Raw genomic sequence first — 25,999 nt, 5'->3', positions numbered from 1 at the left:
AAGGGTTCGGCTATGCCGAACCTTTTCCCCTCTATTGACGGCTATCGTTCGCCTGGCGCAGCAAAGAACGGCTCTCAACCAGGAAGCGCTGGGCATAATCACCAAACCAGTGCTCCACCTTCTGGAAGCTTTGAATAAAGGCCTGCTTGTCGCCCTGTTCCAGTAGCTTGATCGCCTCACCAAAGCGCTGATAGTAGCGTTTGATCAGATGAATATTGTCTTCAGAAGACATGATGATATCGGCGTACAGCTGCGGATCCTGAGCAAATAGCCGCCCCACCATTGCCAGTTCCAACCGATAGATCGGCGAAGAGAGCGCCAGCAACTGCTCCAGCTGTACGTTCTCTTCGGCCAGATGCAGGCCGTAAGCAAAGGTAGCAAAGTGGCGCAGCGCCTGGATAAAGGCCATGTTCTGATCGTGTTCGACGGCGCTGATACGATGCAAACGCGCGCCCCAAACCTGCAACTGCTCCAGCAACCACTGGTAGGCTTCTGGCTGACGACCATCGCAGTACACCACCACCTGTTTGGCCACGCTGCCAACATCCGGGCCGAACATTGGGTGCAACCCCAGTACCGGGCCACCGTGTACGGCCAGCATCGCCTGTAACGGTCGGTTCTTCACCGAAGCCAGATCGACCAGAATACAGTCCTGCGGCAGCGGCGGCAGTCGGGCGATCACCTGCTCGGTAATATGGATCGGCACGCTGACAATCACCATACCGGCATCTGCCAGCAGGCTATCCGCCTGCGGCCAATCCTCTTGATCCAACACTTTGACCTGATAACCCGACAGCGTCAGCAGCCGGTTAAACAGGCGGCCCATCTGGCCATTACCGCCAATAATGACGATAGGGCGCAGCTGTGGGCACAGCGTTTTGAAGCCTTTATCGTTCTCGCTAGTGTAGGATTCACGCATCACACGGCGAAGCACGTCTTCGATCAAATCTGGTGGAACGCCGAGGCTTTCCGCTTCCTGGCGGCGAGAGGCCAACATTGCCGCCTCCCGCTCAGGTACGTAAACCGGTAAACCGTAGTGGCTTTTGACTTCCCCTACTTCCGCCACCAGCTCCAGGCGTTTCGCCAACAGGGCCAGCAGCGCTTTATCCACTTCGTCAATTTGATCGCGCAATGCGGTCAGTTCAGCCACCATAACTCACTACTCTCCAGTGCGTGCCATCAGCGCAGCGCCGAGTTCCTGATGCATTTGGCGCAGCAGCGTCTCCGTGCTTTCCCAGTTGATGCAGGCATCGGTCACCGATACGCCGTAGCGCATATCCACACGCGGCTGTTCAGAAGACTGGCTGCCCTCATGCAGATTGCTTTCCAGCATGATGCCGGTAATCGAACGGTTACCCGCTCTGATCTGCTCAACGACGGATTCGGCAACCGCTGGCTGACGGCGATAGTCTTTATTTGAGTTGCCATGGCTGCAATCTATCATCAAGGACGGATGGAGTCCCGCATCCTGCATCTGTTTTTCGCAGGCAGCAACGTGCTCAGCGCTGTAGTTAGGCGTTTTACCACCTCGCAGGATCACATGGCCATCCGGGTTACCCTGGGTTTGCAGCAGGCAAACCTGGCCAGCCTGATTGATACCGACAAAACGGTGCGCCATGGATGCAGCGCGCATCGCGTTGATGGCCGTGCCCAGGCTACCGTCCGTACCGTTTTTGAAGCCCACTGGCATTGAGAGGCCGGAAGCCATTTCACGGTGCGTCTGAGATTCTGTAGTACGCGCACCGATCGCCGACCAGCTGAACAGATCGCCCAGGTATTGCGGGCTGTTTGGATCCAACGCTTCGGTCGCCAACGGCAAGCCCATACCGACCAGATCCAGCAGCAGGCGACGCGCAATGTGCAAACCCGCTTCTACATCAAAGGATCCATCCATATACGGATCGTTGATCAGGCCTTTCCAGCCGACGGTGGTTCTTGGTTTTTCAAAATAGACGCGCATAACGATATACAGCTGATCGCTCAATTCAGCCGACAGGGTTTTCAGACGGCGCGCGTAATCCAGCGCGGCATCAGGATCGTGGATCGAACATGGCCCACAGACCACCAGCAGGCGGTGATCTTGCCCTTTAAGGATATTGGCAATGGTTTGGCGGGCCGTCGCGATTTCCGTTTCATCGTTGGCACTGAGTGGGAACTGGTTCTTCAGCTCTTCCGGGGTGATCAGAACCTGTTCTGCACTGATATGTACGTTGTTGAGCGCGTCTTTTTGCATGATCCTATTCCTGTCGTTTGCCGTTATGCGTGTGCGTAGTGAAAACATTGAGCGTTACAGGTGCTACCTTAACCACTCCTTGTAAAGTTTTCAATCCATTTACTGTAAATAAAAAATTACCATCATGAACAGCGAAGTAAAACATCGGCGACAGAAAACAAAATACAGATCAACTAGCTGTTTTATTTAAATAAAAAAACAATAGGCCAATAGGGCGCAGCGAAGAACAACCAACGTCAGCCTCCCTAAAAAACACAGATCGTAAATAAAAGTGAACACAAAAATAGATTACTCATTGGCCCTGACGCGATCAAAAAAACACCACTTCGGCGTGTAGGAGGCACTGCATGCCACGCCCGCATAGCCAACAAATTCCTTGGCAAACCCGCCCCATCCATCGCCAAATTAAACAACTATAAAACAATTGTCATACATTTAACTGGCAATTGATTTTCATTCTTTATTCATTTGAATCTATATCAGAAATAATAGTCACTCTATTGAATAAATATTGCGGGATCTCACAGTTATCCCTCGCCAAATAAATAACTATGGCATAAATCGCTCACACCTCTTTAGGGTTACTCTGCGAAGACAGAGCCCGTACTGCCTGCATTGAGGAGCGATGGGCGTTAGCAGTTATTTCTTTCTGACAAGGGACTCTCATGATCACATTGCAATTCGCAATTATTATTATCTGCCTATTAGTCGGCACCCGATTTGGCGGTATGGGGCTAGGCTTAATAAGTGGTATTGGCTTATTTCTGCTGTGCTTTATTTTCGGTTTGGAACCAGGAAAACCTCCTGTAGATGTCATGCTCACCATTTTGGCGGTGATCGGCTGTGCCTCGGTGTTACAAACCGCTGGCGGCCTGAATGTCATGATGCAATATGCCGAGCGACTACTGCGCCGCCACCCACAACACATCACCTTACTCGCCCCTTTTACCACCTGGACGCTGACCTTTCTATGCGGTACCGGCCACGTGGTCTACACCATGTTCCCGATCATTTCTGATATCGCCATCAAAAAAGGGATCCGCCCAGAACGCCCTATGGCCGTCGCCTCTGTTGCCTCACAGATGGCTATCACCGCATCCCCGGTTTCCGTGGCCGTAGTATCACTGGTTTCGATCATTGCCGCCGGTCATGGGATCGGTAAAGCCTACTCGCTGCTGGAGATCCTGGCCGTTTCTATCCCGGCTTCGCTGGTCGGCGTATTGATGGCAGCATTGTGGAGCCTGCGCCGCGGCAAAGATCTGGATAAGGATGCGGATTTCCAGGCCAGGATCCAGGATCCGGAGCAGCGTGCCTATATTTATGGCGGCACCGAAACCCTGCTCAATCAAACATTTCCCAAGCAGGCTTACTGGTCAACGCTGATCTTCTTCGGCGCTATCGCTATCGTGGTTATGCTCGGCGCCTTTGCCGATCTGCGTCCTTCCTTTGCCGATGCCAAGGGTGTCTTGAAACCGCTGTCGATGAATCTGGTGATCCAGATGATGATGCTGATCGCCGGTGCCGTGATCCTGATGGGCTGTAAAGTCAAACCTAGCGATATCGCCAACGGTGCCGTATTCAAAGCGGGAATGGTCGCCATCTTCTCGGTATTCGGTGTGGCATGGATGAGTGACACCTTCTTCCAGGCACATATGGGGGAGTTAAAAGTGGTGCTGGAAGACGTGGTGAAAAGCCAGCCCTGGACTTACGCCATCGTCTTGTTCCTGGTTTCCAAACTGGTTAACAGCCAGGCCGCTGCTCTGGCCGCCGTTGCTCCAATGGCCTTGCAGCTAGGCGTCGAGCCTAAAATGTTGCTGGCCTTCTTCCCGGCGGCCTATGGCTACTTCGTGTTGCCTACCTACCCAAGCGATCTGGCCTGCATCGGCTTTGACCGCTCTGGTACCACTCGCATCGGTAAATTTATCATCAACCACAGCTTCATTATCCCTGGCCTGATCGGCGTGCTGTGCTCCTGCATCACCGGTTATCTGCTGGTGATGACCTTCCTTTAATCACGTTTCTGCCGGCAACGGACGCTCCCCGTTGCCGCAGCTAACACCGCCGCAAAAAGCCAACGGTATCACTAGACGAAAAGTGCATAAGCCCCCTGTTTAAACTAAAAACATAAGCTAACCAGGCCTATTTTTGTCCCCTCGGCGAATCGATATAATGTGACCGCTATCACTTATAATCACACTTAACTACTGGATCCAAAATGCTCTCTTTACGCGCTCGTCGCGCCATTCCGCTGTTTTTTAGCTGCTTGACCGCCTTCACCAGTGTTTCCGTGTTCGCCGACAATACCCTCTTCACCGCGATGGACGATCCGGCCACCGCCAAAAAGCCGTTTGATGGTAACGTCCAGGCTGGCTATAACGCCCAGTCAGGCAACACACAGAACTCGACCCTGTTGGCCAACACCACCATGACCTGGTTTAACAGCGATACGGCTTACAGCCTGTGGGGCTCGGCGAACAACACCACCTCCTCCAACGTACGCTCCTCGGAGAAATACCAGGCCGGTGGCCGTACCCGTTATAATCTGTCGGCTCGTAATTATATGTTTGGCCAGGTTGGCTGGTTGAACGACCGTTACAACGGGTACGATTCACGCTCCACGCTAACCGGGGGTTACGGGCGCCAGATCTTTAGCGACCCACGCCAAGATCTGCGTGTCGAATTCGGGCCAGGCGTTCGCCATGATGAATACCACGGCGGTGGCCGCACCACCCGCGCCCTGGCCTATGGCGCAGCCAACTATTCCTACAGGCTGACAGACACGGCCCGCCTATCCGAAGGTCTATCTGCTTTGGCGAACGACGAAACCACCGTTAACTCCGAAACCGCGTTAAACGTCGCCATCAATAACGACTTTGCCCTACGGCTGGCCTACACGGTGGTCTACAACACCAAGCCACCTGCCTCGGCACCGAAAAATACCGATACCACGACGTCAGTAACGCTGGTGTACGGTTTGTAATCTCGTCTTACCGCTCCGCACAGTCCTCCTCTAAGCCCATAATTAATGGGCTTTTTTTATTCCCATTCCCATGTTGACCATTTTGCTAAAAATAGTCCTATCCCCGCTTGACGACTTTAGCATTTTGATTAATACTGTATGCATATACAGTAATTATTGCTAAGGTAAAAACCATGATAAACCCGGCAAATGAGGCCAATATCGACCCGCTTATCGTGGCCGACAGTCGCGTTATCCTACAAAACAACCCGCTGCGACAGCAGATGTGGGGTTAATGGGATGGAGAGATTAACCTCATTCATTACCTACTCCGCGGCGCTATTTCTCGCCTGGCTTGGCAAGCTCTCACCGCAGGATGTGGCCTTTCTGATCGGCGCGGCCGTAGGAATCGGCACCTTCCTGGTTAATTGGTACTACAGACGCAAGAGTCTGGAGATCCTCAAAAGCATCGAACGCGATGCGGCAGCACGGAGACTTTTTGATGAACTCAATCGTTAAGCGTTGCAGCGCCCTGGCCATTCTGGCGATCGCCATGCTGCTGCCGCAGGCCAATCACATTAAAACCTCCGAACAAGGGCTATACCTGATTGCCGATTTTGAGGGGTGCCAGTTAACCCCGTATCAATGCGCAGCAGGGGTTTGGACGCAAGGTGTCGGCCATACGGCCGGCGTTATTCCAGGTAAGTCCATAACCCCAGTGCAAGCGGCGGAAAACCTGCTGGAAGATATCCGTCGGGTAGAGAGCCGCATGGCAGCCTGTCTGCCACAGCAGATGCCCCAGGCCACTTATGATGCCGTCATGGCGTTTGCCTTTAACGTTGGTACGGGAGCCGCATGTCGCTCTACCCTGGTTTATTTCCTTAACCATGGCCAATGGCAGCAGGCTTGCGATCAGTTACCGCGCTGGATTTATGTCAATGGCGTCAAAAACCGCGGGCTGGAACGCCGCCGGGCCGCCGAACGTGAGCTGTGCCTAAAAGGTCTCAGCACGCCGAACACCACCAGTTTCCCAGGGAAAGAACAGCTCGCTCAGTAACTTTTCGAGCATTGCTGACGAATAGTTTTTCACCGTTTTATCAAGAGGGGGTCTCTATGATGCATTGTCCACTGTGCGGTAGCGTGGCACACACTCGCTCCAGCCGCTATCTGAGCGAGTCGACCAAAGAACGCTATCATCAATGCCGTAACATTAACTGCAGTTGTACCTTTGCCACCCATGAATCCGTGGCCCGGGTCATCGTTTCACCCGGCGACATCATTCCTGCGCAGCCGCACCCGCAAGAAAGCAAACAACGCGCCGCTGCGATGTAATGAAAAAAGGGGTTACCATCTGGTAATCCCTTGGTTTCACCAGAATAACGATAATCCAACCAGAGGGAATAGATGGTAAGCTTTGGAAAACCGGGTCCTTGAGATGATAGGGAGATCAAATGCAACAGCTGGTCTTGGAACACTGGAGTTTTCATGCGCCAAAAACGACACGGCAAATTGTTGTTCCTGATGGCTGTCGGGATTTAATTTTTCTGACTGACGGGAATGGGCAGCAGGAGATGAAGATCACTGAGATCGACACCTGTGCCTATAGCGTGGAAAGCGTCGCAGGTGACCAATATGATGGTTTCCGGTTTCGGCCAGATTGTGTTATCGATGAAGGCAAATTATTTCATTACCTCAACGCATCCCGATTAACACCGGAGCATCCAACATTAGTGTCTATCATTCACGATACCGTTCGTGTGGATACGCAGCTTGCCGAAACATTGCAGTCGTTACGGCTTGCCAACTCTCTGACTCAGGCAAGCCTGGAGTTGGGGATTAGCGTTCGTACTCTGGAACGACTGGTGAAGAATAAAACCGGCAAGAGCCCGTTATTCTGGCTTCGTCTATTACGGATGAGAAGAACTGCATCAATGCTAACTGCCTGCGATCGTGTGTCCCTAACAGAAATCGCACTAAACGGTGGTTATTGTGACCAGTCGCACATGAATAGGGAGTTCCAGCACTGGTTAGGGATCACGCCTGCCGCATTCTGTATTAATCCCCATTGGCAACAGGCGTTTGGCGAAGGCTACGATTAGGCCATTACGGAACAGATCTCGACGAGGTTATGCTCTGGATCTGCCACGTAGCATATCGTTTGCCCCCAGGGCATGTGCTGAATATCTTCAACCAGTACCGCACCGGCATCCAACGCGGTTTTCAGCGCTTTCGGCACATCGTCGGTAGTGAAGGCAATTTCAAACACCGGATGGTGATAATCACTTTTAGCGCTCTTTTTACCCTGCCCAGCCAGCAACTCTCTTGAGCAAAATGACAGTCGCGTGGCACCGGTAGCCAACTCTCCCCAGTCCCCGCTTTCATGCAAACAATGGATCTCAAAGCCAAAGGCTCGATGATAGAAATCCATCGTTTGTTGCACGTTATCAACATATAAAATCGTATAGGCAAATTGCATCGCAGGCGCTCCATTCAGTGATCAGTGGCGGTAGTTTTACAAATCCGCCTTCCCGCGTATTGGATAAATACGACAGACGAATTAACGAGTGTGGCCATCATCGTCAAACCGCAACGCCATTCCGGCGCACCATAAAAAAAGGGGATTACCATGACGGTAATCCCCTTATAACTATTAACTTTTGGATGCAGCGTTAGTTAACGCGGTTCAGACGCTCTTTGATACGAGCAGACTTACCAGTACGTTCACGCAGGTAGTACAGTTTGGCTTGACGAACGGCACCACGACGTTTAACAGTAATGCTGTCGATTACTGGAGAGTGAGTCTGGAATACACGCTCAACACCTTCGCCGTTGGAAATCTTACGAACAGTGAATGCAGAGTGCAGACCGCGGTTACGAATAGCGATAACCACGCCCTCGAATGCCTGCAGACGTTTTTTGCTACCTTCAACGACCCATACCTTCACTTCCACGGAATCACCCGGACGGAATGCAGGTACGTCTTGCTTCATCTGCTCTTGTTCAATTTGCTTAATAATGTTGCTCATAATATGTCTCTTACCCTAGGTAAACTGATATATCGGTCTCGTCGAGACAACGCTCAGACGTTCCCTTCATAGTCCTGTTACTTAGCTCGATGTTCCCGTTGGAACTCGGCCAGCAACACCTCTTGCTCGTCAGTCAGAGCTAGGCTTTCTAGAAGTTCAGGTCTTCTAAGCCAGGTACGGCCCAGCGACTGCTTTAAGCGCCAGCGACGTATCTCGGCATGGTTGCCCGACAGCAGAACTGGCGGAACCTCCATCCCTTCTAACACCTCCGGGCGGGTATAGTGCGGACAGTCCAGCAATCCCTCAGCGAAAGAATCTTCTTCTGCCGAAGCCTGATGGCCCAGAACACCCGGTATAAAGCGGGCGACCGAATCGATCAGGGTCATTGCCGGTAGTTCACCGCCACTGAGAACGTAATCGCCGATTGACCATTCTTCGTCAATTTCGGTTTGGATCACGCGCTCGTCTATCCCTTCGTAGCGGCCACACACCAGGATCATCTTCTGGTTAGCCGCCAGTTCGCGCACACCGGTTTGATCCAGCTTGCGCCCCTGAGGTGACAGATAAATCACCTTTGCTCCCTCGCCTGCCGCTGCTTTTGCTGCATGAATAGCTTCCCGCAAGGGTTGCACCATCATCAGCATTCCCGGGCCGCCGCCGTAAGGGCGATCGTCCACGGTACGATGCCGGTCGTAGGTGAAGTCACGCGGACTCCAACACTGCACGCTCAGCAGGCCATTTTTTACTGCCCGGCTAGTTACCCCGTAATCGGTGATTGCGCGAAACATCTCAGGAAACAGGCTTACGATACCAATGAACACCAGCCAATCCCCATTTTGTTATTCCACTTGCTTCGACCATGAAATCCGGAGGTCAAAAACCAGGATCCCACTCAGCCTCGATAATCTTGGCGGCGAGATCGACTTTCTTGATAACCTGCCCATGAAGAAACGGGACCAACCGCTCCTTCATACCGAATGCATCTTTCAGGTTTGCCCGCACGACCATAACGTCGTTAGAACCGGTTTCCATCATATCGATGACTTTACCCAGTTCGTATCCGGAAGTGGTGACTACCTGGCAGCCCATAAGGTCTTTCCAGTAGTAATCATCGCCTTCCAACGGAGGCAACTGCTCGGAATCTACGACAATTTCGCAATTGGTCAGTAAATTCGCGGCATCCCGATCGTCAATGCCTTTGACCTTGATGATCAGATCCTGACTGTGGCGTTTCCAGTCTTCCAACTCGACAAACTGCCACTGACCAGAGCGCTGGATTAACCAGGGCTGATAGTCAAATATGCTTTCGGCGTTCTCGGTGGATGAAAACACTCTGAGCCAACCACGGATGCCGTAAGTAGACCCCATCTTACCGAGTACAATCGGCTGCTTAGGTGCTACCGGTTTGAGTTGCTTGCTCATTGCCACCACCGCGACAGATTAAGCTGCTTTCTTAGCGTCTTTGATCAGCGCGTGAACGCGATCAGAAACGGTAGCACCCAGACCAACCCAGTGCTCAATGCGATCCAGGTCCAGACGCAGTGCTTCAGCCTGACCAGATGCGATTGGGTTGAAGAAACCTACACGCTCGATGAAACGACCATCACGAGCATTGCGGCTGTCGGTCACTACTACTTGATAGAACGGACGCTTTTTAGCGCCGCCACGTGCCAAACGAATTGTTACCATAACATCCTCTTTAGTTAATAAAACAGCCGGGCCCCATTGAGGGACGGGGCCCGGTTGCAATATAAAAAGCCCGAAAATTTTACTCATTTTGGCGCAAAAAGCAATCTAAAGCGTAGATTGCCGGTAATTCGTTTTTGCACCATCACGCTCTCGGACAGGTTTTACCGTGATCGGTAAATCGGCAAACCCGCCACAGCCTTGCTGCGGCGTGGTTTTAACGGCCTGGGAAGCCCGGCGGCATCATACCTTTCATGCCACGCATCATCTTCGCCATTCCGCCTTTTTTCATCTTTTTCATCATGCGCTGCATATCGTCGAATTGTTTTAACAACCGATTAACATCCTGCACCTGCATACCTGAGCCCATCGCAATACGACGTTTGCGTGAACCCTTGATAATTTCCGGCTTGGCACGCTCTTTCAGCGTCATTGAGTTAATGATCGCCTCCATGCGTACCAGCACTTTGTCATCCATCTGCGATTTGACGTTGTCTGGCAGTTGGCCCGCGCCCGGCAGTTTGCTCAGCATGCTGGCCATACCGCCCATATTACGCATCTGCTTAAGCTGGTCGAGGAAGTCGGTCAGGTCGAAACCGTCGCCCTTCTTCAGCTTGCTAGCCAGTTTTTCCGCCTGTGCGCGGTCAACCTTGCTTTCGATATCTTCGATCAGCGACAGCACATCGCCCATGCCGAGAATACGTGAGGCCACGCGATCCGGATGGAATGGCTCCAGCGCGTCGGTTTTCTCGCCCACGCCGAGGAATTTGATCGGCTTGCCGGTAATGTGGCGAATAGACAACGCCGCACCGCCGCGCGCATCACCATCGACCTTGGTCAGAACGACGCCGGTCAACGGCAGCGCTTCGTTAAAGGCCTTGGCGGTGTTGGCCGCATCCTGGCCAGTCATGGCATCGACTACAAACAGGGTTTCCACCGGCTTGATCGCCGCATGTACCTGTTTGATTTCGTCCATCATCGCTTCATCTACGTGCAAGCGGCCCGCGGTATCGACGATGAGTACGTCGTAAAACTTCAGCTTGGCCTGTTGCAGCGCACGGTTAACGATGTCGATCGGTTTTTCTTTAACGTCTGACGGGAAGAAGTCGATGCCGACGCCTTCCGCCAGGGTTTCCAACTGCCGGATCGCCGCAGGGCGATACACGTCGGCAGAAACCACCAAGACTTTTTTCTTCTGCTTTTCTTTGAGGAATTTGCCGAGCTTGGCCACGCTGGTGGTTTTACCCGCACCTTGCAGGCCGGCCATCAGCACCACCGCCGGTGGCTGCGCCGCCAGGTTCAGCTCGGTGTTCACTTCGCCCATCGCGGCAATCAGCTCGCTCTTGACGATTTTGACGAATTCCTGGCCCGGCGTCAGGCTTTTGTTAACTTCATGCCCAACCGCGCTCTCTTTTACACGGTTGATGAAGTCACGCACGACCGGCAGCGCAACGTCCGCTTCCAGCAATGCCATACGCACTTCACGCAGGGTTTCTTTAATGTTCTCTTCGGTCAGCCGCCCGCGGCCGCTGATATTGCGCAGGGTGCGCGACAATCGATCGGTTAAATTTTCAAACATCGTCTCATGCTCAACGTAAGAGTCAGGCCGCAGTGGCGACACAATTGCGGCGATTATAACACGTTGCTACAACGATCTCTGCCTCAGCGTTGGAGATTGGTTGGAGTAGGGGCCGCTCAACGTTATACTGGCATTCCAATTAACCATGCCGATGCTAAATAACGCTATGCCAGTATTCTCTCTTGTGGCTTTGATGGCCTACCTGCTCAGCCTTGGACTGATCATTCCCAGTTTGTTGCGGAAGAATAGCGCATACCGTCGGCTGGCGCTGGTCTCGGCCGTAGTGGCGCTGGTTTGCCATGCCATTGCCCTCCAGCAGCGCATTTTTGACGTCAGCGCCGGGCAAAATCTCAGCCTGCTAAACATCGGTTCCATCGTTGGCCTGATTATCTGTTCGGTGATGACCTACGTCGCCTCCCGCGATCGCGGCTGGTTCCTGCTGCCGATCGTCTACAGCTTTGCCATGATCAACCTCGCGTTTGCCAGCTTTCTGCCTGGGGAGTTTATCACCCATCTGGAAGCCAGCCCGGAGCTGATGGTGCATATCGGCCTGGCGCTGTTCTCCTACTCCACCCTGATTATCGCCACGCTGTACGCCCTGCAACTCGCCTGGCTTGATTACCTGCTGAAACATAAAAAACTCAGTTTCAGTGCCGATATGCCGCCGCTGATGAGTATTGAGCGTAAGATGTTTCATATCACCCAAATCGGTGTGGTGCTGCTGACGCTGACGCTGTGTACCGGCCTACTGTATATGGACAACCTGTTTAGCAAAGAGAACGTGCACAAGGCCGTGCTGTCCATCATGGCGTGGTTTGTTTATATCGTGCTGCTGTGGGGCCATTATCACGAGGGCTGGCGTGGCCGCCGCGTGGTCTGGTTCAGCTTTGCCGGCTCTTTTCTGCTTACCATGGCCTACTTCGGGAGCCGCCTGCTCCAGGAACTGATGATGGTGCGCTAAGTCTGGCCTGGCGCTCCATCGCCCTGCTGAGGCACTCTTCTCCCCCAACATAAGGAATACCGCGTTGGAGCACGTTTCGACAGAGACCCTCATTTTCATTTTGGTGATTATGGTCGTGGTCTCCGCTTATTTTTCAGCATCCGAAACCGGCATGATGACGCTCAACCGCTATCGTCTGCGCCACCTGTCTAAGCAAGGCAACCGTGCCGCACGCCGGGTAGAGAAGCTGCTGCAAAAGCCTGACCGCCTGATTGGCCTGGTGCTGATTGGCAACAACCTGGTCAATATCCTGGCCTCTGCGCTGGGAACCATTGTCGGGATGCGCCTGTATGGCGATATTGGCGTGGCAATCGCCACCGGGGTGCTGACCTTTGTCGTACTGTTGTTCGCCGAAGTGTTACCCAAAACCTTTGCCGCTCTCTATCCTGAACGAATTGCCTTCCCTAGCAGCTTCCTGCTGGCCCCGCTGCAAAAAGTCATGCTCCCACTGGTATGGCTGCTCAATGGCATTACCACCCTGGTGCTGCGGATTTTCGGCATCCGCACCAACGTACGTATCAGCGGCGCATTGAGTAAAGAGGAGTTGCGCACCATTGTGAACGAGTCCCAGTCGAAGATTTCGCGCCGTAATCAGGACATGCTGATTTCTGTGCTGGATCTGGAGAAGGTGACGGTGGAAGACATCATGGTGCCGCGCAATGAGATCGTCGGGATTGATATCAACGACGACTGGAAATCGATCATGCGCCAGCTGACACATTCTCCACACGGCCGCATCGTGTTGTATCGCGATTCATTGGACGACTCCATCAGCATGCTGCGCGTACGCGAAGCCTACCGGCTGATGACCGAGAAAAAAGAGTTCAACAAAGAGAACCTGCTACGGGCAGCCGATGAGATCTACTACGTGCCAGAGGGCACACCACTCAATGTGCAACTGGTGAAATTCCAGCGCAACAAAGAGAAGGTCGGCATCGTGGTCGATGAGTATGGTGATATCCAGGGGCTGGTGACGGTTGAGGATATTCTCGAAGAAATCGTCGGCGACTTCACCACCTCAATGTCACCTACGCTGGCGGAGGAAGTGAATCCACAGAGCGATGGCTCGGTATTGATCGACGGCAGTGCCAACGTGCGTGAGCTGAACAAGGCCTTCAACTGGACGCTGCCAGCCACCGAGGCCAGAACCATCAACGGCATGCTGCTTGAAGAGCTGGAGGAGATCCCCAGCATCGGGACCAGGCTGCGTATCAGCCACTATGATATCGATATCCTTGACGTGCAGGATAATATGATCAAGCAGGTGCGCGTCACACCGATTAAATCCTTACAGGCCAGCGTACAGAACCACTAGTCCCCTCACCCTAACCCTCTCCCACAGGGAGAGGGAACCGATCGAGTTAGGCTGAAAGTAGGGTAATTCTCCATAAGCACCGAAGGTTGAAGGGGCGAGCGGTTAGGTTGAAAGAGTTGTGATTGTTCATGAACACCGGCTGACTGACCTTACTCATCCTGGTTAAAGAGACGTTGCTTGATCACCTCTTTACTTCCAAAAGAGCAGGGACTATCAGCTCCCTCTCCCTGTGGGAGAGGGTTGGGGTGAGGGCCTAGATGTGCAGCTCTTGCAGCTTATCTTTCGGCAGCGCCAGCTCTTCGTTATGGTTCACTACCACACCGTGCTCAAGAATATGCTTGGCAATTTCCTGCGCCTCTTCCAGCGAGTGCATATGGTAGGTACCGCATTGGAACTCATTGAGTTCAGGGATCTTGCGCTGGTCAGTCACCTTCAGCACATCGGCCATAGCGGCTTGCCAGGCATCGGCCACGCGCTGCTCTTCCGGTACGCCAATCAAGCTCATATAAAAGCCGGTACGGCAGCCCATTGGTGAGATATCGATGATCTCCACGCCGTTACCGTTCAGATGGTCGCGCATGAAGCCAGCGAACAGATGTTCCAAGGTATGGATCCCTCGCTCTGGCATCACTTCCAGATTCGGGCGACAGAAGCGCAGATCGAATACGGTGATGGTATCTCCATGAGGAGTTTGCATGGTTTTAGCAACGCGGACAGCCGGAGCCGCCATGCGAGTATGATCTACGGTAAAGCTATCCAGCAGTGGCATGTCATCACCTCTTGGTAAAATGAAATTATTTCGAAACTTTTTTCGTACCGATGAAACCTTTTACAACCCTGCGGGTCTTAATCTATGAAAGACGCGCATTTGTTATCATCATCACTGTTTTCAGAGATGTGTATTTGGCCACAGTGATGTGGCCTTTTTCTTTTTCAGCCCCCGCCGTTTTCCTTCAGGAACTGTTCAAAGCTTAGCGTATCACTGGCTTCTATGTCGCGCTGGCGCTGCCACGAGGCTTGCTGCTCCTGAGCGAGTTGCTCTTCGGTCAGCAGCTCCAACGGTTCCTCTATCAGCATTTTGCGATATTTTTCCGCCAGTTCAAGGCCAACGTTACCGGTGCCCTGCGCTTTCATTTTCTTGAGGATACGGGCCGAGAAGGTCAGCTCCGGATCGTCAAACGCCGCCACCAGTTGTTCACACACCTGCTGATATTGCCGATCGCCCGCTTCGCTATCCAACACCTCAGCCACGCGCTTCAGATCGTCAAACAGCGCCTTACCAACCTTATCCAACGGTTCACGGGTATCGTTACAGCCGATGCCAATAGTCTGGCCTGGCTTACGCCCTTCCAGGATCACCCGGTTCCAGTTTTTACGCGTGCACAGCAACTCATCGCTGCTCATTTCTGGCGCATCCGCCAATACGCACCACACCAGGAACAGATCCAGGAAACGCGCCTGCACCGCATCCACACCGATTGGCGAGAATGGGTTGATGTCCAGCGAGCGCACCTCGATATATTCGATACCGCCGCGTAACAGCGCATCTGACGGTGTCTCACCGCTGTGGGTGACACGTTTTGGTCGGATCGGGGCATAGAGTTCGTTTTCGATCTGCAACACGTTGCTGTTCAGTTGCAGATAGCGATCGCCCTCTTTCACTCCCAGCTTGGCATAGTCTTCTGAAGGCGTCGCAATAGCGCGTTTCAGACCTTGCACATAGGTTTGCAGATCGTTAAAGGTAATGCCCAGATTGCTCTGCGACTTATTGGTATAGCCCAGATCGCTCAGGCGCAGCGAAGTGGCATAAGGCAAATAGCACATGCCCCGTTCATTGCGCTCAAACGGCAAATCGGTTTCCCGGCCTTTGAGGAACGAGGAACAGATGGCGGGCGATGCCCCGAACAGATACGGGATCACCCAACCAAATCGGTAGTAATTGCGGATCAGGCGGAAATATCCCGCAGAGATCTGCTCTTTACCACTCTCTTCATCCTCAACACCGGCCCACGCTTGCCAAAACTCCAGCGGCAGGGAGAAGTTGTAGTGCACACCGGAAATGGTTTGCATCAACGCGCCGTAGCGGTTCTTCAACCCTTCCCGGTACAGCGTTTTCATCCGGCCAACGTTGGAGGTGCCAAACTGCGCCAGCTCGATATCCTGCTCGGTGTTGATAAAGCACGGCATGCTCAGCGGCCACATGCGCTCATCACCCAGATTGCGCGCCACGTGGCGATGGATGTCGCGCAGGAACGTCAGCAAGTGATCGAGATCATCATCAACCGGTGTAATAAATTCTAACAGCGCCTCGGCAAAGTCCGTAGTGATCCAATGGTGCGTTAATGCCGCCCCCAGTTGTTCTGGATGACCCGTGCTGGCAAGCGTGCCATCTGCGGTTACCCGCAGTGTTTCACGCTCAATACCGCGCCGGATCCCTTTTAATGCATGAGGGTGGGCTTCCAACCAAGAAAGCGCCTGTGATACGTCCGGGATCAAATTGACCTCCCGCTTCTAAAAACGATAGCTGTAAGCATACTGAATCCGCTCCCTAGAGAATATTGAGTTATATTCACTTGGTTAATGCCACCAGGCGATACCCTGCAGCGTGATCATCGTCAAGATGATGTAACGCAACGCTTTTCCGATACACAGAAACAGCGTGACAAAGCCCCATGGCATGCGCAACCAGCCTGCCAACACGCACAATAAATCGCCCACAACCGGCACCCAACTGAGCAACAGCGCAGCCGGGCCAAAGCGTTGTAACCAACCAAGAGCCGTTTCCAGCCCGCGTTGTGGTTTCAACGCCGGTAACAGGCGCCCGATAATGACGTTGGTCAACCCACCCAGGGTATTTCCCAACGTTGCAGCCAGCACCAGTAAACCTGGTGAAGCGCTGCTGTTGGTCAACAACGCAACCAACACGATCTCTGAATTGCCAGGCAACAGCGTCGCACTAAGGAAGCTGCTGCCAAACAGCGACATGACCGCCAGCGTACTACTCACAACGTGCGAACGTCCACCACGGCCATATTGGCGCTTCTGGCGGCCTGAATGCCGAAATCGGCATCCTCAAACACCACGCAGTGCTCCGGAGGAACGCCGATCAACTCCGCACAGCGCAGGAAAGTATCCGGTTCCGGCTTGTGGCGTTGAACATCATCAGCCCCGACGATGGCATCAAAGCAGTCGAACAGCCCTAAATGACGCAGCAACATCTCCGCCATCCGGTGCTCACTGCCCGTCCCTACCGCCATGGGACGACGGCCATGATAAGACTTCACCACCTCAATCAGCGGTAACGGACGCACCGTGTCTAATAGCATGCTTTCTACCGCGCGGGTTTTCTCGGCGGCCAGTTGATGAGGATCGAGATCGGCCTGATGTGCGGCAATCACCGCCTGAGCAATACGCCAGGTAGGTGAGCCGTTCAGCCCTGTCATGGCGGCCGCATCAAACTTCATTCCGTAACGTGCCAACACCTCGTGCCATGCCTTGAGGTGCGTTGGCTCGGTGTCCAGAATGGTACCGTCCATGTCGAAGATCAGACCCTGATAGCGATCGTACATCGTGACTCCATGACCATTGAGCAAAGAAAGCTACTTTAGCGTAAAGCCGAAAGGTTGTCGCTGCCAGAGCATGACGGAAAATGCGGTGTAGATAAGAGGTTGCGTAAGACAGAAAACAGAAGGTGGGAACTTAGAAATGAAAAGTAAAAAACCCGCCGAAGCGGGTTTCTCTAAGAAGATGGTGCATCCAGGAGGATTATTCAGCGCAAGCGCTTCACCCGCTGGGCCGTTGCAGTGCAACGTTATCCTCCCTAGTGCTACCTTCCATATTGTATCTATCTACGAGTTAGCGTTCGCGATAGGTACATTATAATATGGTGCATCCAGGAGGATTCGAACCTCCGACCGCTCGGTTCGTAGCCGAGTACTCTATCCAGCTGAGCTATGGATGCAATCTAATTTTTTTAGCGAATATGTTTCGTTCCGTGAAACGTCACTGAAGAATGGTGCATCCAGGAGGATTCGAACCTCCGACCGCTCGGTTCGTAGCCGAGTACTCTATCCAGCTGAGCTATGGATGCACAGGAATTCTTTTTTGATACCGTATGGTATGTCGTTACTACCCCACCATACTGCAAAATATGGTGCATCCAGGAGGATTACTCAGCGTAACCGCTTCGCCCGCAGGGCCGTTGCTAAAGCAACGTTATCCCCCTTTGTGCTACCTTTCAGCTCGCATTCATCTGTGAGCTAAATACTCTCAGACAAACACTTAGTAATATGGTGCATCCAGGAGGATTCGAACCTCCGACCGCTCGGTTCGTAGCCGAGTACTCTATCCAGCTGAGCTATGGATGCAAATGGCGGTGAGGCGGGGATTCGAACCCCGGATGCAGCTTTTGACCGCATACTCCCTTAGCAGGGGAGCGCCTTCAGCCTCTCGGCCACCTCACCAGTACGCTTCTTGCGAATCGTGCCTAACTTGCTTTAGAGAAGCTCATCGGCACTGCGTGGCGCACATATTACTTTCGTGGGTTTATAAGTCAAACAATTTTTCCCAACTCTCGCGCGTTTGCACAAATCACAGGCAACATGAGTGATTTCGCGGCAAAAAGAGTGCTTTATCAACAAGAAAATGCCGTGCTACCGCGGATAGGAGTTTGATCGCAGGAGAAAGTTATTGGCAAAAAATGGGGGGAGATAACAGTTAGTGTGAAAAGAAGGGGAAAGCGGGTCAAGAAAAGCAAGAAGCGTCTCGTTGTAGAACGAGACGCTACTTAGAAATCAGTAAGTCGTCTGTTGAGACTTCTCGGCCTGGATGCGCTGGTAGATTTCTTCGCGGTGAACAGACACCTCTTTGGGGGCATTCACACCAATACGAACTTGGTTGCCTTTAACCCCTAGCACTGTGACCGTAACCTCATCGCCAATCATGAGGGTTTCACCAACTCGACGAGTCAGAATTAACATTCTTTGCTCCTTGAAAGATTAAAAGAGTCGGGTCTCTCAGTTTCCCCGCCATTATCCATTATATGCAGTGAAAACGTAAGTCAAGAACCCACAATAAATGTAAGCAGACTTGGTGTCACTCCAGATTAAGAATAAGTTTAGCCGACCTGGAAAACTTTGTTCCCGCAATTGTCACTACATTGTGTTAGCACAGTCTAAAAACGCCATAAGCCACAGTGGCTTACGGCGTCAGTAACGCGCCTATTTATTTATATTCACAGTTTCGCGGCCACCCAGGCCTCTACGCTGTTTAATGCCGCAGGCAAGGCGTTGGCATCACTGCCCCCAGCCATTGCCATATCAGGGCGTCCACCGCCCTTGCCGCCAACCTGCTGTGCGATGTTGCCGATCAGCTCGCCGGCCTTAACCCGGTCGGTCAGATCTTTGGTAACCCCCGCAATCAGGCTGACTTTGCCTTCTTCCACCGTGGCCAACACGATGATCGCAGAACCCAGCTGATTTTTAAGATCGTCAACCATGGTACGCATGATCTTCGGCTCAACGTTATCCAACTGGCTGACCAGCAGCTTCACACCATTGACCAGCTTGGCTTGACTCGACAGCGAAGCACTTTCCTGCGCAGCTTGCTGATCTTTCAGCTGTTGCAGCTCTTTTTCCAGCGCACGAGTGCGATCGAGCACCGCACGCACTTTATCACTCAGGTTATTGCTGTCACCCTTCACCAGGTGAGCAACATCCTGTAACAAGTCACTCTGTTGATGCAAGGTCGCTATCGCCCCTTCACCCGTCACAGCTTCAATACGACGGATACCAGCTGCGGTACCAGACTCACTCTGGATGCGGAACAGGCCGATGTCACCGGTACGGTTGGCATGCGTACCGCCACACAGTTCGGTAGAGAAATCGCCCATCGTCAGCACACGCACGTGGTCATCGTACTTCTCGCCAAACAGTGCCATCGCGCCCTTCTCTTTGGCATCATCCAGCGCCATCACTTCGGTCTGCACCGACAGGTTACGACGGATCTGCTGGTTAACCAAATCTTCTACCGCGCGGATTTGTTCTGGCTTCATCGCTTCGGAGTGCGAGAAGTCAAAACGCAGGTACTTGTCGTTAACTAACGAGCCTTTTTGCGCGACGTGCTCACCCAGGATCTGGCGCAATGCCGCATGCAACAGGTGAGTGGCGGAGTGGTTCAGGCGGATACGGTTACGGCGTTCGCTGTCGATCACCGCATCAACGCGGTCATTCAACTTCAGCGAGCCGCTAGCCAACTTGCCCAGGTGACCGATAGCCTGGCCATATTTCTGCGCATCGCTCACCACGAACTCGATGCCGGCCGCTTTAAGCACGCCTTTATCGCCGACCTGGCCACCCGATTCGCCATAGAATGGCGTTTCGTCCAGCACCACAACGGCCTCTTCACCCGCATGGATCTCATCCACCGGCTGACCATCACGGAACAAAGCGGTCACTTTCGCCTGTTGCTCTTCGCGATCGTAACCATTGAACTGGCTTGCGCCGTCAACACGGATCAGGCTGTTGTAGTCCGCGCCAAAACCGCTGGACTCACGCGCACGGCGGCGTTGAGCCTCCATGGCCTGCTCAAAACCTTGTTCATCAACCTTAAGACCACGCTCACGGCAGACGTCGGCGGTCAGATCCACCGGGAAACCGTAGGTATCATACAAACGGAATGCCGTTTCGCCATCCAGGGTATCGCCCTGCAGCTTGGCCAGTTCGTCATCCAGCAGCGCCAAACCGCGCTCCAGCGTACGGGCAAACTGTTCTTCTTCTGATTTCAGTACCTGCTCAACCTGTGCCTGCTGACGCTTCAGTTCGTCGGCAGCCGGGCCCATCACTTCGATCAACGGAGCAACCAGCTTGTAGAAGAAGGTATCCTTCGCACCCAACATATTGCCATGACGGATCGCGCGGCGAATGATACGGCGCAGCACGTAGCCACGGTTTTCATTCGACGGGATCACGCCATCGGCGATCAGGAAGGCACAAGAACGGATATGGTCCGCAATCACGCGCAACGACTTGTTACCCATATCGGTTGCGCCGGTCAGTTTGGCGACGGCGGCAATCAGGGTGGTGAACAGATCGATTTCGTAGTTGGAATTGACATGTTGCAGCACCGCAGCGATACGCTCGAGGCCCATGCCGGTATCCACCGAAGGCTTCGGCAGCGGCAGCATGGTGCCATCCGACTGACGGTTGAACTGCATAAACACGATGTTCCAGATCTCGATATAGCGATCGCCATCTTCTTCCGGGCTACCCGGAGGGCCACCCCAGATATGGTCGCCGTGATCGAAGAAGATCTCGGTGCACGGACCGCATGGGCCGGTGTCGCCCATCTGCCAGAAGTTATCGGAAGCAAAGGCCGCGCCTTTGTTATCGCCGATGCGGATGATGCGTTCCGCAGGCACGCCAATCTGCTTCTGCCAGATGTCGAAGGCTTCGTCATCGGTCTCATAGACAGTGACCCACAGCTTTTCTTTCGGCAGGTTGAACCAGTTTTCACCGGTCAGTAGTTCCCACGCGTAGCTGATGGCATCGTGCTTGAAATAGTCACCGAAGCTGAAGTTGCCTAACATTTCAAAGAAAGTATGGTGACGGGCGGTATAGCCGACGTTTTCCAGATCGTTGTGCTTGCCACCGGCACGCACGCAACGCTGTGAAGTGGTGGCACGCGAGTAGGCGCGCTTGTCCAGCCCCAGGAAAACGTCTTTAAATTGGTTCATGCCGGCATTGGTAAACAGCAATGTCGGATCATTGTTAGGTACCAGGGAGCTGCTTGCTACAACCTGGTGGCCTTTACTATGAAAGAAATCGAGAAACGCTTGACGGATCTCAGCGGTGCTCTTGCTCATAATTTTCCCGGAAAGACTAGAATAACGATGCGTGAACGAGGCTCGACATCCTGACGATATCCTCTGGTTCACGAACTAAATGTGGGGATAAGATAAATTTTCTTCGGGGGGAAGTAAAACGCCGTGTGCATTCATTGCGCAAAATCACGATAAATCGACTGAATTTCCTCCTGGAAGAAGCCGCGATAGAGCAGATAGCGCAACACCTTGGCTTTCTCTTTCCATTCTACCGGTAACGGATCGCCAAATTTGCGCAGCGCGATCTCCCTGGCTTGCTCACACCAGTCGATTTCGCATTCCGCCAGGGCGTCCTGCACTATTTCTTTATCTACGCCCTTTTGCATCAGTTCTGAGCGAATGCGTTGCGCGCCATATCCCTTGCGGCTGCGGCTGGCAATAAAGCTATTGGCGAAACGCCGATCGTCCAGCCAGTTATGCTGGTAGCAATAGCTAATCACCTGTTCAATGATTGCAGGATCGACGGGTTCTTCGGGGGGTTCTGTAGGGGATTTGCTACCGAATCTGGCGTTAGCCATAAATGGCGGCGCCGCAAGTTTGCGGCGCAGTTCGGCTTCACTATGATCGCGTTGGGACAATAGCCGCATCGCACGGCTAATCAACGTATTTTGCTGATTACCAGCAGATTGGGAACCTACATCATTCATATCTGCAAGCCTTGGTGATCGGTATACGCCCTAAGGGGCGTATACCCACCGGCAAAGATTAAAACTCTTCGCTGGTTTCTGCTTCGTTGTCATCGGCCTTCTCGGCACTGGCAGCAGCTGGCTCACCATTGCTGTGCAGCAACAGGTCGCGCAGTTTTTTATCCAGTTCCGCAGCAATGGCCGGGTTTTCTTTCAGGAAGTTACAGGCATTGGACTTACCCTGACCGATCTTCTCACCGTTGTAGCTGTACCAGGCACCGGCCTTCTCGATCATCTTGTGTTTCACGCCCAGATCGACCAGTTCGCCACGGCTGTTGATCCCTTCACCATACAGGATCTGGAACTCTGCCTGTTTGAACGGTGCAGCGATTTTGTTCTTCACCACTTTCACGCGGGTTTCGCTGCCGATCACTTCATCACCTTCTTTGATCGCACCGATACGGCGGATATCCAGACGGACAGAAGCGTAGAACTTCAGGGCGTTACCCCCGGTGGTAGTTTCCGGGTTACCGAACATCACGCCAATTTTCATACGGATTTGGTTGATGAAGATCAGCAAGGTGTTGGCGTTCTTCAGGTTACCGGCCAACTTACGCATGGCCTGGCTCATCATACGTGCCGCCAGCCCCATATGGGAGTCACCGATTTCGCCTTCGATTTCCGCTTTCGGCGTCAATGCCGCTACGGAGTCAACGATGATGACGTCAACCGCACCAGAGCGGGTCAACGCATCACAGATTTCCAGCGCCTGCTCACCGGTATCCGGCTGAGAACACAGCAGGTTGTCGATATCCACGCCCAGTTTCTTGGCGTAGATAGGATCCAGCGCATGCTCGGCATCGATAAACGCACAGGTTTTACCTTCGCGCTGTGCAGCGGCAATAACTTGCAGAGTCAGGGTGGTTTTACCGGAGGATTCCGGGCCATAAATCTCGACGATACGGCCCATTGGCAAGCCGCCTGCGCCCAGTGCGATATCGAGTGACAGCGAGCCGGTGGAGATCGTTTCTACGTCCATGGAGCGGTCTTCACCCAGACGCATGATGGAGCCTTTGCCGAACTGTTTCTCAATCTGGCCCAGTGCTGCAGCTAACGCCTTTTGCTTGTTCTCATCAATAGCCATTTTTGCTCCTTCGTTGCGCAATGTCAGTGTGACTCACATTGCCGCTGAATGTATGTTGTGCAGGAAATTGCTGCTAATTATACTGTATGGTCATACAGTATCAAGCCTAATTTTACAAAAATTCATCAAGCGCCGTTTGCAGCGCAAAAAGGGTTGCCTGCAGGCGCACCGCATCGCGATCGCCGGTAAATTGCATTTTGCGCGCCAGCACCCGGCCGGAACGTTCGGCAAAACCAAACCAGACGGTACCCACCGGTTTTTCCACACTGCCACCGCCTGGGCCGGCAATGCCGCTGACCGAGAGCGCAAGATCGGCTTTGGCCGCGTGCATCGCGCCCTGCGCCATCTCGCGCACCACTTCCTCACTGACCGCGCCATGAGCCTGCAAGGTCGCTTCCGCCACCCCTAGCAGTTCGTGCTTTGCCGCGTTGCTATAAGTGACAAAGCCGCGATCGAAATAGGCCGAGCTGCCGGCGATATCGGTAATTGCCTTGGCAATACCGCCGCCCGTACAGGACTCTGCACAGCTGATCCAACGCCCATTGGCCTTTAGCCTTTGTCCGACGGCAATACTGAGCTCACGCAACCGCTTCTCACTCATGGACTCTCCTTTGAATCAATCAAGGTATATGCGCCTGATGGTAGCATTTATCAAGCCTCTACGGCATTTTACCGGCCGAAATGCCATGCGCTTCGCAGTGCTGCGGTTTTAAGCCGTTGTACTAACTGCTAGTATCGGGGATACGTCCAGCTTGTTGCGGCAAACCCGTTTGCCTCAATCTTCGACTAAAACAGGAAGGCCGAGTGAAAAAAACGTTAGGTGTATTCTTTCCGCTGTATACCACCACCCTGCTGATGCTGCTGGGTTCAGGGTTACTGACCACCTACATTTCCCTGCGGTTAACCTCCATCAACGTCAGTGGCGCCCTGATCGGGGCCATTATCGCCGCCAACTACATCGGCCTGGTGATCGGCGGCAAGGTCGGCCACTTTCTGATTGCCCGCGTAGGGCATATCCGCGCCTATGTCTCCTGCGCCGGGATCATTACCGCTGCGGTGCTGGGCCACGGCCTGACGGAATACATCCCGGTTTGGGTGGTGCTGCGGCTGATTATCGGCCTGTGTATGATGTGCCAGTACATGGTGCTGGAGAGCTGGCTGAACGATCAGTCCGAATCCAATCAGCGCGGCATGGTATTCGGCTTTTATATGGCGGCCTCCTACCTTGGCATGTCGCTGGGGCAGATTGTGCTTATGCTACAAGCCAACCTTGGCATCAGCACGCTGCTGCTCATCGCGCTGTGTTTTTCCCTCTGCCTGGTGCCGATCGCCCTGACAACCCGTACCAATGCCCGGCATATGTCGCCCGCCCCGATGGAGCTGCGCTATTTTGTGCATGCCATTCCTAAAGTGTTGGCCACCACGCTGGTGATCGGCATGGTGGTAGGCTCCTTCTACGGGCTGGCACCGGTATATGCCAGCCAGCAGGCATTGACCACTCAGCAAACCGGTCTGTTTATGGCCATAGCTATCTTTGCCGGGCTGGTGGCGCAGTTTCCGCTGAGCTGGCTGTCAGACCGTTACAACCGCACGCTGCTGATGCGGGTTAATGCACTACTGCTGGTGATTGCCGCCTTACCGCTGGCCCTGTTGCCCCATATCAATTTCCCGGTGTTACTGATCGTCGGCTTCATAGTCAGCATGTTGCAGTTCACCCTATATCCGCTGGCGGTAGCGCTGGCCAACGACATGATTGAGCCAGAGCGCCGCGTCTCCCTGGCTGCCTGTCTGCTCATGGCATTTGGCGTGGGGGCCAGCATCGGGCCGCTGGCCGTCGGTGCGCTGATCCAGCCTTTGGGTGGGAATATCCTGTACGTGTTTTTCGCACTGTGTGGCCTGTTGATTATGGCCTTCAGCAGAACGGTCAAACAGGATGAGTCGCAGTTTGTACAAGATGCGCCAGTGCCCCATATCGCCATGCCAGACAGCCTCTCCAGCTCCCCACTTTCCCCGGCATTAAACCCGACGTTCGATGAGCAGACCATTCAAGATACGATGCCAGCGCCGGAGGCCGCTCCCGACCCGCTAGCAGAAACTCCGTTGGCAGAACTGCTGCCTGAAGAAGAGCCCGCCCATCCCCAAGGTGCAGATCCCGAAGAAGACACCGGGCTGAAAAAAGCCTACACCATGCTATAGGTCAGCCAGGCGTGGTCCGCCACGCCTCCTCACCCCAGAATATGAAGATTTTCTTATGACGCATAGAGAAATCAGTAGCATAACTAATAAATAAAAAGCATTAGCCTCACACTTTCAAAAAACATCTCTTTATTAGCCCGCAAAGACACGCCAATAAAACCCGTAAAAACCGTTAACTTTGTAATGTAATTATCTTATTTATTCCACCCGGTAGCACCAGTTATAAAATAAGTAAAACCTTTGACGTAAAAAAATTAACCTATTGATTTTAATAAATTAACTATGTAATGGCAGCTAATTTAAATGGTAATTAAAATACAAATTATCTAATTTAAAATTAAAACACCCCGCTGAAT

The 25,999-nt window shown here is 53.1% G+C and carries 26 protein-coding genes and 4 tRNA genes; 9 read left to right on the top strand and 21 right to left on the bottom strand.

Annotated elements, in window-relative coordinates; all coding sequences use genetic code 11:
* Positions 1–31: 31 nt before the first annotated feature.
* Positions 32–1,153 (bottom strand): bifunctional chorismate mutase/prephenate dehydrogenase, encoded by a 1,122-nt coding sequence (gene tyrA / locus KGP16_RS05120; RefSeq protein ID WP_218519827.1) that lies wholly within the window; start codon positions 1,151–1,153, stop codon positions 32–34.
* A 6-nt stretch (positions 1,154–1,159) separates the two neighbouring features.
* Positions 1,160–2,233, bottom strand: a complete 1,074-nt coding sequence (locus KGP16_RS05115; protein ID WP_021182194.1) for a 3-deoxy-7-phosphoheptulonate synthase — start codon at positions 2,231–2,233, stop codon at positions 1,160–1,162.
* Positions 2,234–2,898: 665 nt separating this feature from the next.
* Here KGP16_RS05115 and KGP16_RS05110 point away from each other — a divergent pair.
* The 6 genes from KGP16_RS05110 (at position 2,899) to KGP16_RS05085 (ending at position 7,291) form a co-directional block, all read left to right on the top strand.
* On the top strand, positions 2,899–4,245 hold the full coding sequence (locus KGP16_RS05110; protein ID WP_021182193.1) for an anaerobic C4-dicarboxylate transporter: 1,347 nt from the start codon (positions 2,899–2,901) through the stop codon (positions 4,243–4,245).
* Between the two features lie 203 nt (positions 4,246–4,448).
* Positions 4,449–5,213 carry a YdiY family protein gene (locus tag KGP16_RS05105; RefSeq protein ID WP_021808133.1) on the top strand — a complete coding sequence of 255 codons (765 nt, stop codon included), beginning with the start codon at positions 4,449–4,451 and terminating at the stop codon, positions 5,211–5,213.
* 279 nt (positions 5,214–5,492) lie between these two features.
* Positions 5,493–5,711 (top strand): HP1 family phage holin, encoded by a 219-nt coding sequence (locus tag KGP16_RS05100; RefSeq protein ID WP_021808134.1) that lies wholly within the window; start codon positions 5,493–5,495, stop codon positions 5,709–5,711.
* The gene (locus tag KGP16_RS05095) at positions 5,695–6,249 is read left to right on the top strand and encodes a lysozyme (RefSeq protein ID WP_115160223.1); all 555 of its coding nucleotides are present in this window, start codon (positions 5,695–5,697) and stop codon (positions 6,247–6,249) included. The genes KGP16_RS05100 and KGP16_RS05095 overlap by 17 nt, the downstream gene beginning before the upstream one ends.
* A 56-nt stretch (positions 6,250–6,305) precedes the next feature.
* Positions 6,306–6,524: a DNA-binding transcriptional regulator gene (locus KGP16_RS05090; RefSeq protein WP_021182189.1), complete on the top strand. Its 219-nt coding sequence runs from the start codon at positions 6,306–6,308 to the stop codon at positions 6,522–6,524.
* 119 nt (positions 6,525–6,643) lie between these two features.
* Entirely contained in the window at positions 6,644–7,291 is a 648-nt protein-coding gene (locus KGP16_RS05085) for a helix-turn-helix domain-containing protein (protein WP_223500910.1), read from the top strand.
* Here the strand turns inward: KGP16_RS05085 and KGP16_RS05080 are convergent.
* The 6 genes from KGP16_RS05080 to ffh form a co-directional block, all read right to left on the bottom strand.
* Entirely contained in the window at positions 7,288–7,668 is a 381-nt protein-coding gene (locus tag KGP16_RS05080) for a VOC family protein (RefSeq protein ID WP_021182186.1), read from the bottom strand. The genes KGP16_RS05085 and KGP16_RS05080 overlap by 4 nt on opposite strands.
* Positions 7,669–7,861: 193 nt before the next feature.
* Entirely contained in the window at positions 7,862–8,218 is a 357-nt protein-coding gene (gene rplS, locus KGP16_RS05075) for a 50S ribosomal protein L19 (RefSeq protein WP_004712521.1), read from the bottom strand.
* Positions 8,219–8,295: 77 nt separating this feature from the next.
* On the bottom strand, positions 8,296–9,039 hold the full coding sequence (gene trmD / locus KGP16_RS05070; protein WP_021182185.1) for a tRNA (guanosine(37)-N1)-methyltransferase TrmD: 744 nt from the start codon (positions 9,037–9,039) through the stop codon (positions 8,296–8,298).
* Between the two features lie 52 nt (positions 9,040–9,091).
* Entirely contained in the window at positions 9,092–9,640 is a 549-nt protein-coding gene (rimM, locus tag KGP16_RS05065) for a ribosome maturation factor RimM (RefSeq protein ID WP_021182184.1), read from the bottom strand.
* Positions 9,641–9,658: 18 nt separating this feature from the next.
* A complete protein-coding gene (gene rpsP / locus KGP16_RS05060) occupies positions 9,659–9,907 on the bottom strand; it encodes a 30S ribosomal protein S16 (protein WP_004932501.1) in 249 nt (82 codons plus the stop codon).
* Between the two features lie 214 nt (positions 9,908–10,121).
* Entirely contained in the window at positions 10,122–11,483 is a 1,362-nt protein-coding gene (ffh, locus tag KGP16_RS05055) for a signal recognition particle protein (RefSeq protein WP_021182183.1), read from the bottom strand.
* A gap of 166 nt (positions 11,484–11,649) precedes the next feature.
* Between ffh and KGP16_RS05050 the strand changes: the two genes are divergently transcribed.
* Positions 11,650–12,444 (top strand): inner membrane protein YpjD, encoded by a 795-nt coding sequence (locus tag KGP16_RS05050; protein WP_024530732.1) that lies wholly within the window; start codon positions 11,650–11,652, stop codon positions 12,442–12,444.
* A 64-nt stretch (positions 12,445–12,508) separates the two neighbouring features.
* Positions 12,509–13,798 (top strand): HlyC/CorC family transporter, encoded by a 1,290-nt coding sequence (locus KGP16_RS05045; RefSeq protein ID WP_021808138.1) that lies wholly within the window; start codon positions 12,509–12,511, stop codon positions 13,796–13,798.
* 253 nt (positions 13,799–14,051) lie between these two features.
* Here KGP16_RS05045 and luxS read toward each other — a convergent pair whose 3' ends face one another.
* The 13 genes from luxS to pncC form a co-directional block, all read right to left on the bottom strand.
* Positions 14,052–14,567: an S-ribosylhomocysteine lyase gene (gene luxS, locus KGP16_RS05040; RefSeq protein WP_021182180.1), complete on the bottom strand. Its 516-nt coding sequence runs from the start codon at positions 14,565–14,567 to the stop codon at positions 14,052–14,054.
* 164 nt (positions 14,568–14,731) lie between these two features.
* On the bottom strand, positions 14,732–16,294 hold the full coding sequence (gshA, locus tag KGP16_RS05035; protein WP_223500909.1) for a glutamate--cysteine ligase: 1,563 nt from the start codon (positions 16,292–16,294) through the stop codon (positions 14,732–14,734).
* 81 nt (positions 16,295–16,375) lie between these two features.
* Entirely contained in the window at positions 16,376–16,804 is a 429-nt protein-coding gene (locus KGP16_RS05030) for a YqaA family protein (protein WP_039996317.1), read from the bottom strand.
* Complete coding sequence (yqaB, locus tag KGP16_RS05025; protein WP_024485178.1) at positions 16,801–17,367, bottom strand: fructose-1-phosphate/6-phosphogluconate phosphatase; 567 nt, start codon at positions 17,365–17,367, stop codon at positions 16,801–16,803. The genes KGP16_RS05030 and yqaB overlap by 4 nt, the downstream gene beginning before the upstream one ends.
* Positions 17,368–17,682: 315 nt before the next feature.
* Positions 17,683–17,759, bottom strand: a tRNA-Arg gene (locus tag KGP16_RS05020).
* A gap of 52 nt (positions 17,760–17,811) precedes the next feature.
* Positions 17,812–17,888 (bottom strand) — tRNA-Arg (locus KGP16_RS05015).
* Positions 17,889–18,088: 200 nt separating this feature from the next.
* Positions 18,089–18,165 (bottom strand) — tRNA-Arg (locus KGP16_RS05010).
* A 3-nt stretch (positions 18,166–18,168) separates the two neighbouring features.
* Positions 18,169–18,261: transfer RNA gene (locus KGP16_RS05005), tRNA-Ser, on the bottom strand.
* 330 nt (positions 18,262–18,591) lie between these two features.
* On the bottom strand, positions 18,592–18,777 hold the full coding sequence (csrA, locus tag KGP16_RS05000; protein WP_004091602.1) for a carbon storage regulator CsrA: 186 nt from the start codon (positions 18,775–18,777) through the stop codon (positions 18,592–18,594).
* A gap of 254 nt (positions 18,778–19,031) precedes the next feature.
* The gene (gene alaS / locus KGP16_RS04995) at positions 19,032–21,659 is read right to left on the bottom strand and encodes an alanine--tRNA ligase (RefSeq protein ID WP_071682370.1); all 2,628 of its coding nucleotides are present in this window, start codon (positions 21,657–21,659) and stop codon (positions 19,032–19,034) included.
* A gap of 131 nt (positions 21,660–21,790) precedes the next feature.
* Positions 21,791–22,324, bottom strand: coding sequence for a recombination regulator RecX (gene recX, locus KGP16_RS04990; protein ID WP_024485176.1), 534 nt, complete (start codon positions 22,322–22,324; stop codon positions 21,791–21,793).
* 58 nt (positions 22,325–22,382) lie between these two features.
* Positions 22,383–23,447 (bottom strand): recombinase RecA, encoded by a 1,065-nt coding sequence (recA, locus tag KGP16_RS04985; protein WP_065686951.1) that lies wholly within the window; start codon positions 23,445–23,447, stop codon positions 22,383–22,385.
* A gap of 112 nt (positions 23,448–23,559) precedes the next feature.
* The gene (gene pncC, locus KGP16_RS04980) at positions 23,560–24,048 is read right to left on the bottom strand and encodes a nicotinamide-nucleotide amidase (protein WP_223500908.1); all 489 of its coding nucleotides are present in this window, start codon (positions 24,046–24,048) and stop codon (positions 23,560–23,562) included.
* Positions 24,049–24,251: 203 nt separating this feature from the next.
* Between pncC and KGP16_RS04975 the strand changes: the two genes are divergently transcribed.
* A complete protein-coding gene (locus KGP16_RS04975) occupies positions 24,252–25,643 on the top strand; it encodes an MFS transporter (RefSeq protein WP_223500907.1) in 1,392 nt (463 codons plus the stop codon).
* Positions 25,644–25,999 lie beyond the last annotated feature (356 nt).

Source organism: Serratia sp. JSRIV006 (assembly GCF_019968685.1).
Lineage (GTDB): Bacteria > Pseudomonadota > Gammaproteobacteria > Enterobacterales > Enterobacteriaceae > Chania > Chania fonticola_B.
This window is presented reverse-complemented; position numbering and strand designations above follow the sequence as displayed.

What these genes read in the sequence shown, in the direction of transcription:
- tyrA (WP_218519827.1), bottom strand. Translation starts at nt 1,153, where the DNA reads ATGGTGGCTGAACTGACCGCATTGCGCGATCAAATTGACGAAGTGGAT.
- KGP16_RS05115 (WP_021182194.1), bottom strand. Translation starts at nt 2,233, where the DNA reads ATGCAAAAAGACGCGCTCAACAACGTACATATCAGTGCAGAACAGGTT.
- KGP16_RS05110 (WP_021182193.1), top strand. Translation starts at nt 2,899, where the DNA reads ATGATCACATTGCAATTCGCAATTATTATTATCTGCCTATTAGTCGGC.
- KGP16_RS05105 (WP_021808133.1), top strand. Translation starts at nt 4,449, where the DNA reads ATGCTCTCTTTACGCGCTCGTCGCGCCATTCCGCTGTTTTTTAGCTGC.
- KGP16_RS05100 (WP_021808134.1), top strand. Translation starts at nt 5,493, where the DNA reads ATGGAGAGATTAACCTCATTCATTACCTACTCCGCGGCGCTATTTCTC.
- KGP16_RS05095 (WP_115160223.1), top strand. Translation starts at nt 5,695, where the DNA reads ATGAACTCAATCGTTAAGCGTTGCAGCGCCCTGGCCATTCTGGCGATC.
- KGP16_RS05090 (WP_021182189.1), top strand. Translation starts at nt 6,306, where the DNA reads ATGATGCATTGTCCACTGTGCGGTAGCGTGGCACACACTCGCTCCAGC.
- KGP16_RS05085 (WP_223500910.1), top strand. Translation starts at nt 6,644, where the DNA reads ATGCAACAGCTGGTCTTGGAACACTGGAGTTTTCATGCGCCAAAAACG.
- KGP16_RS05080 (WP_021182186.1), bottom strand. Translation starts at nt 7,668, where the DNA reads ATGCAATTTGCCTATACGATTTTATATGTTGATAACGTGCAACAAACG.
- rplS (WP_004712521.1), bottom strand. Translation starts at nt 8,218, where the DNA reads ATGAGCAACATTATTAAGCAAATTGAACAAGAGCAGATGAAGCAAGAC.
- rimM (WP_021182184.1), bottom strand. Translation starts at nt 9,640, where the DNA reads ATGAGCAAGCAACTCAAACCGGTAGCACCTAAGCAGCCGATTGTACTC.
- rpsP (WP_004932501.1), bottom strand. Translation starts at nt 9,907, where the DNA reads ATGGTAACAATTCGTTTGGCACGTGGCGGCGCTAAAAAGCGTCCGTTC.
- ffh (WP_021182183.1), bottom strand. Translation starts at nt 11,483, where the DNA reads ATGTTTGAAAATTTAACCGATCGATTGTCGCGCACCCTGCGCAATATC.
- KGP16_RS05050 (WP_024530732.1), top strand. Translation starts at nt 11,650, where the DNA reads ATGCCAGTATTCTCTCTTGTGGCTTTGATGGCCTACCTGCTCAGCCTT.
- luxS (WP_021182180.1), bottom strand. Translation starts at nt 14,567, where the DNA reads ATGCCACTGCTGGATAGCTTTACCGTAGATCATACTCGCATGGCGGCT.
- yqaB (WP_024485178.1), bottom strand. Translation starts at nt 17,367, where the DNA reads ATGTACGATCGCTATCAGGGTCTGATCTTCGACATGGACGGTACCATT.
- csrA (WP_004091602.1), bottom strand. Translation starts at nt 18,777, where the DNA reads ATGTTAATTCTGACTCGTCGAGTTGGTGAAACCCTCATGATTGGCGAT.
- alaS (WP_071682370.1), bottom strand. Translation starts at nt 21,659, where the DNA reads ATGAGCAAGAGCACCGCTGAGATCCGTCAAGCGTTTCTCGATTTCTTT.
- recX (WP_024485176.1), bottom strand. Translation starts at nt 22,324, where the DNA reads ATGAATGATGTAGGTTCCCAATCTGCTGGTAATCAGCAAAATACGTTG.
- recA (WP_065686951.1), bottom strand. Translation starts at nt 23,447, where the DNA reads ATGGCTATTGATGAGAACAAGCAAAAGGCGTTAGCTGCAGCACTGGGC.
- pncC (WP_223500908.1), bottom strand. Translation starts at nt 24,048, where the DNA reads ATGAGTGAGAAGCGGTTGCGTGAGCTCAGTATTGCCGTCGGACAAAGG.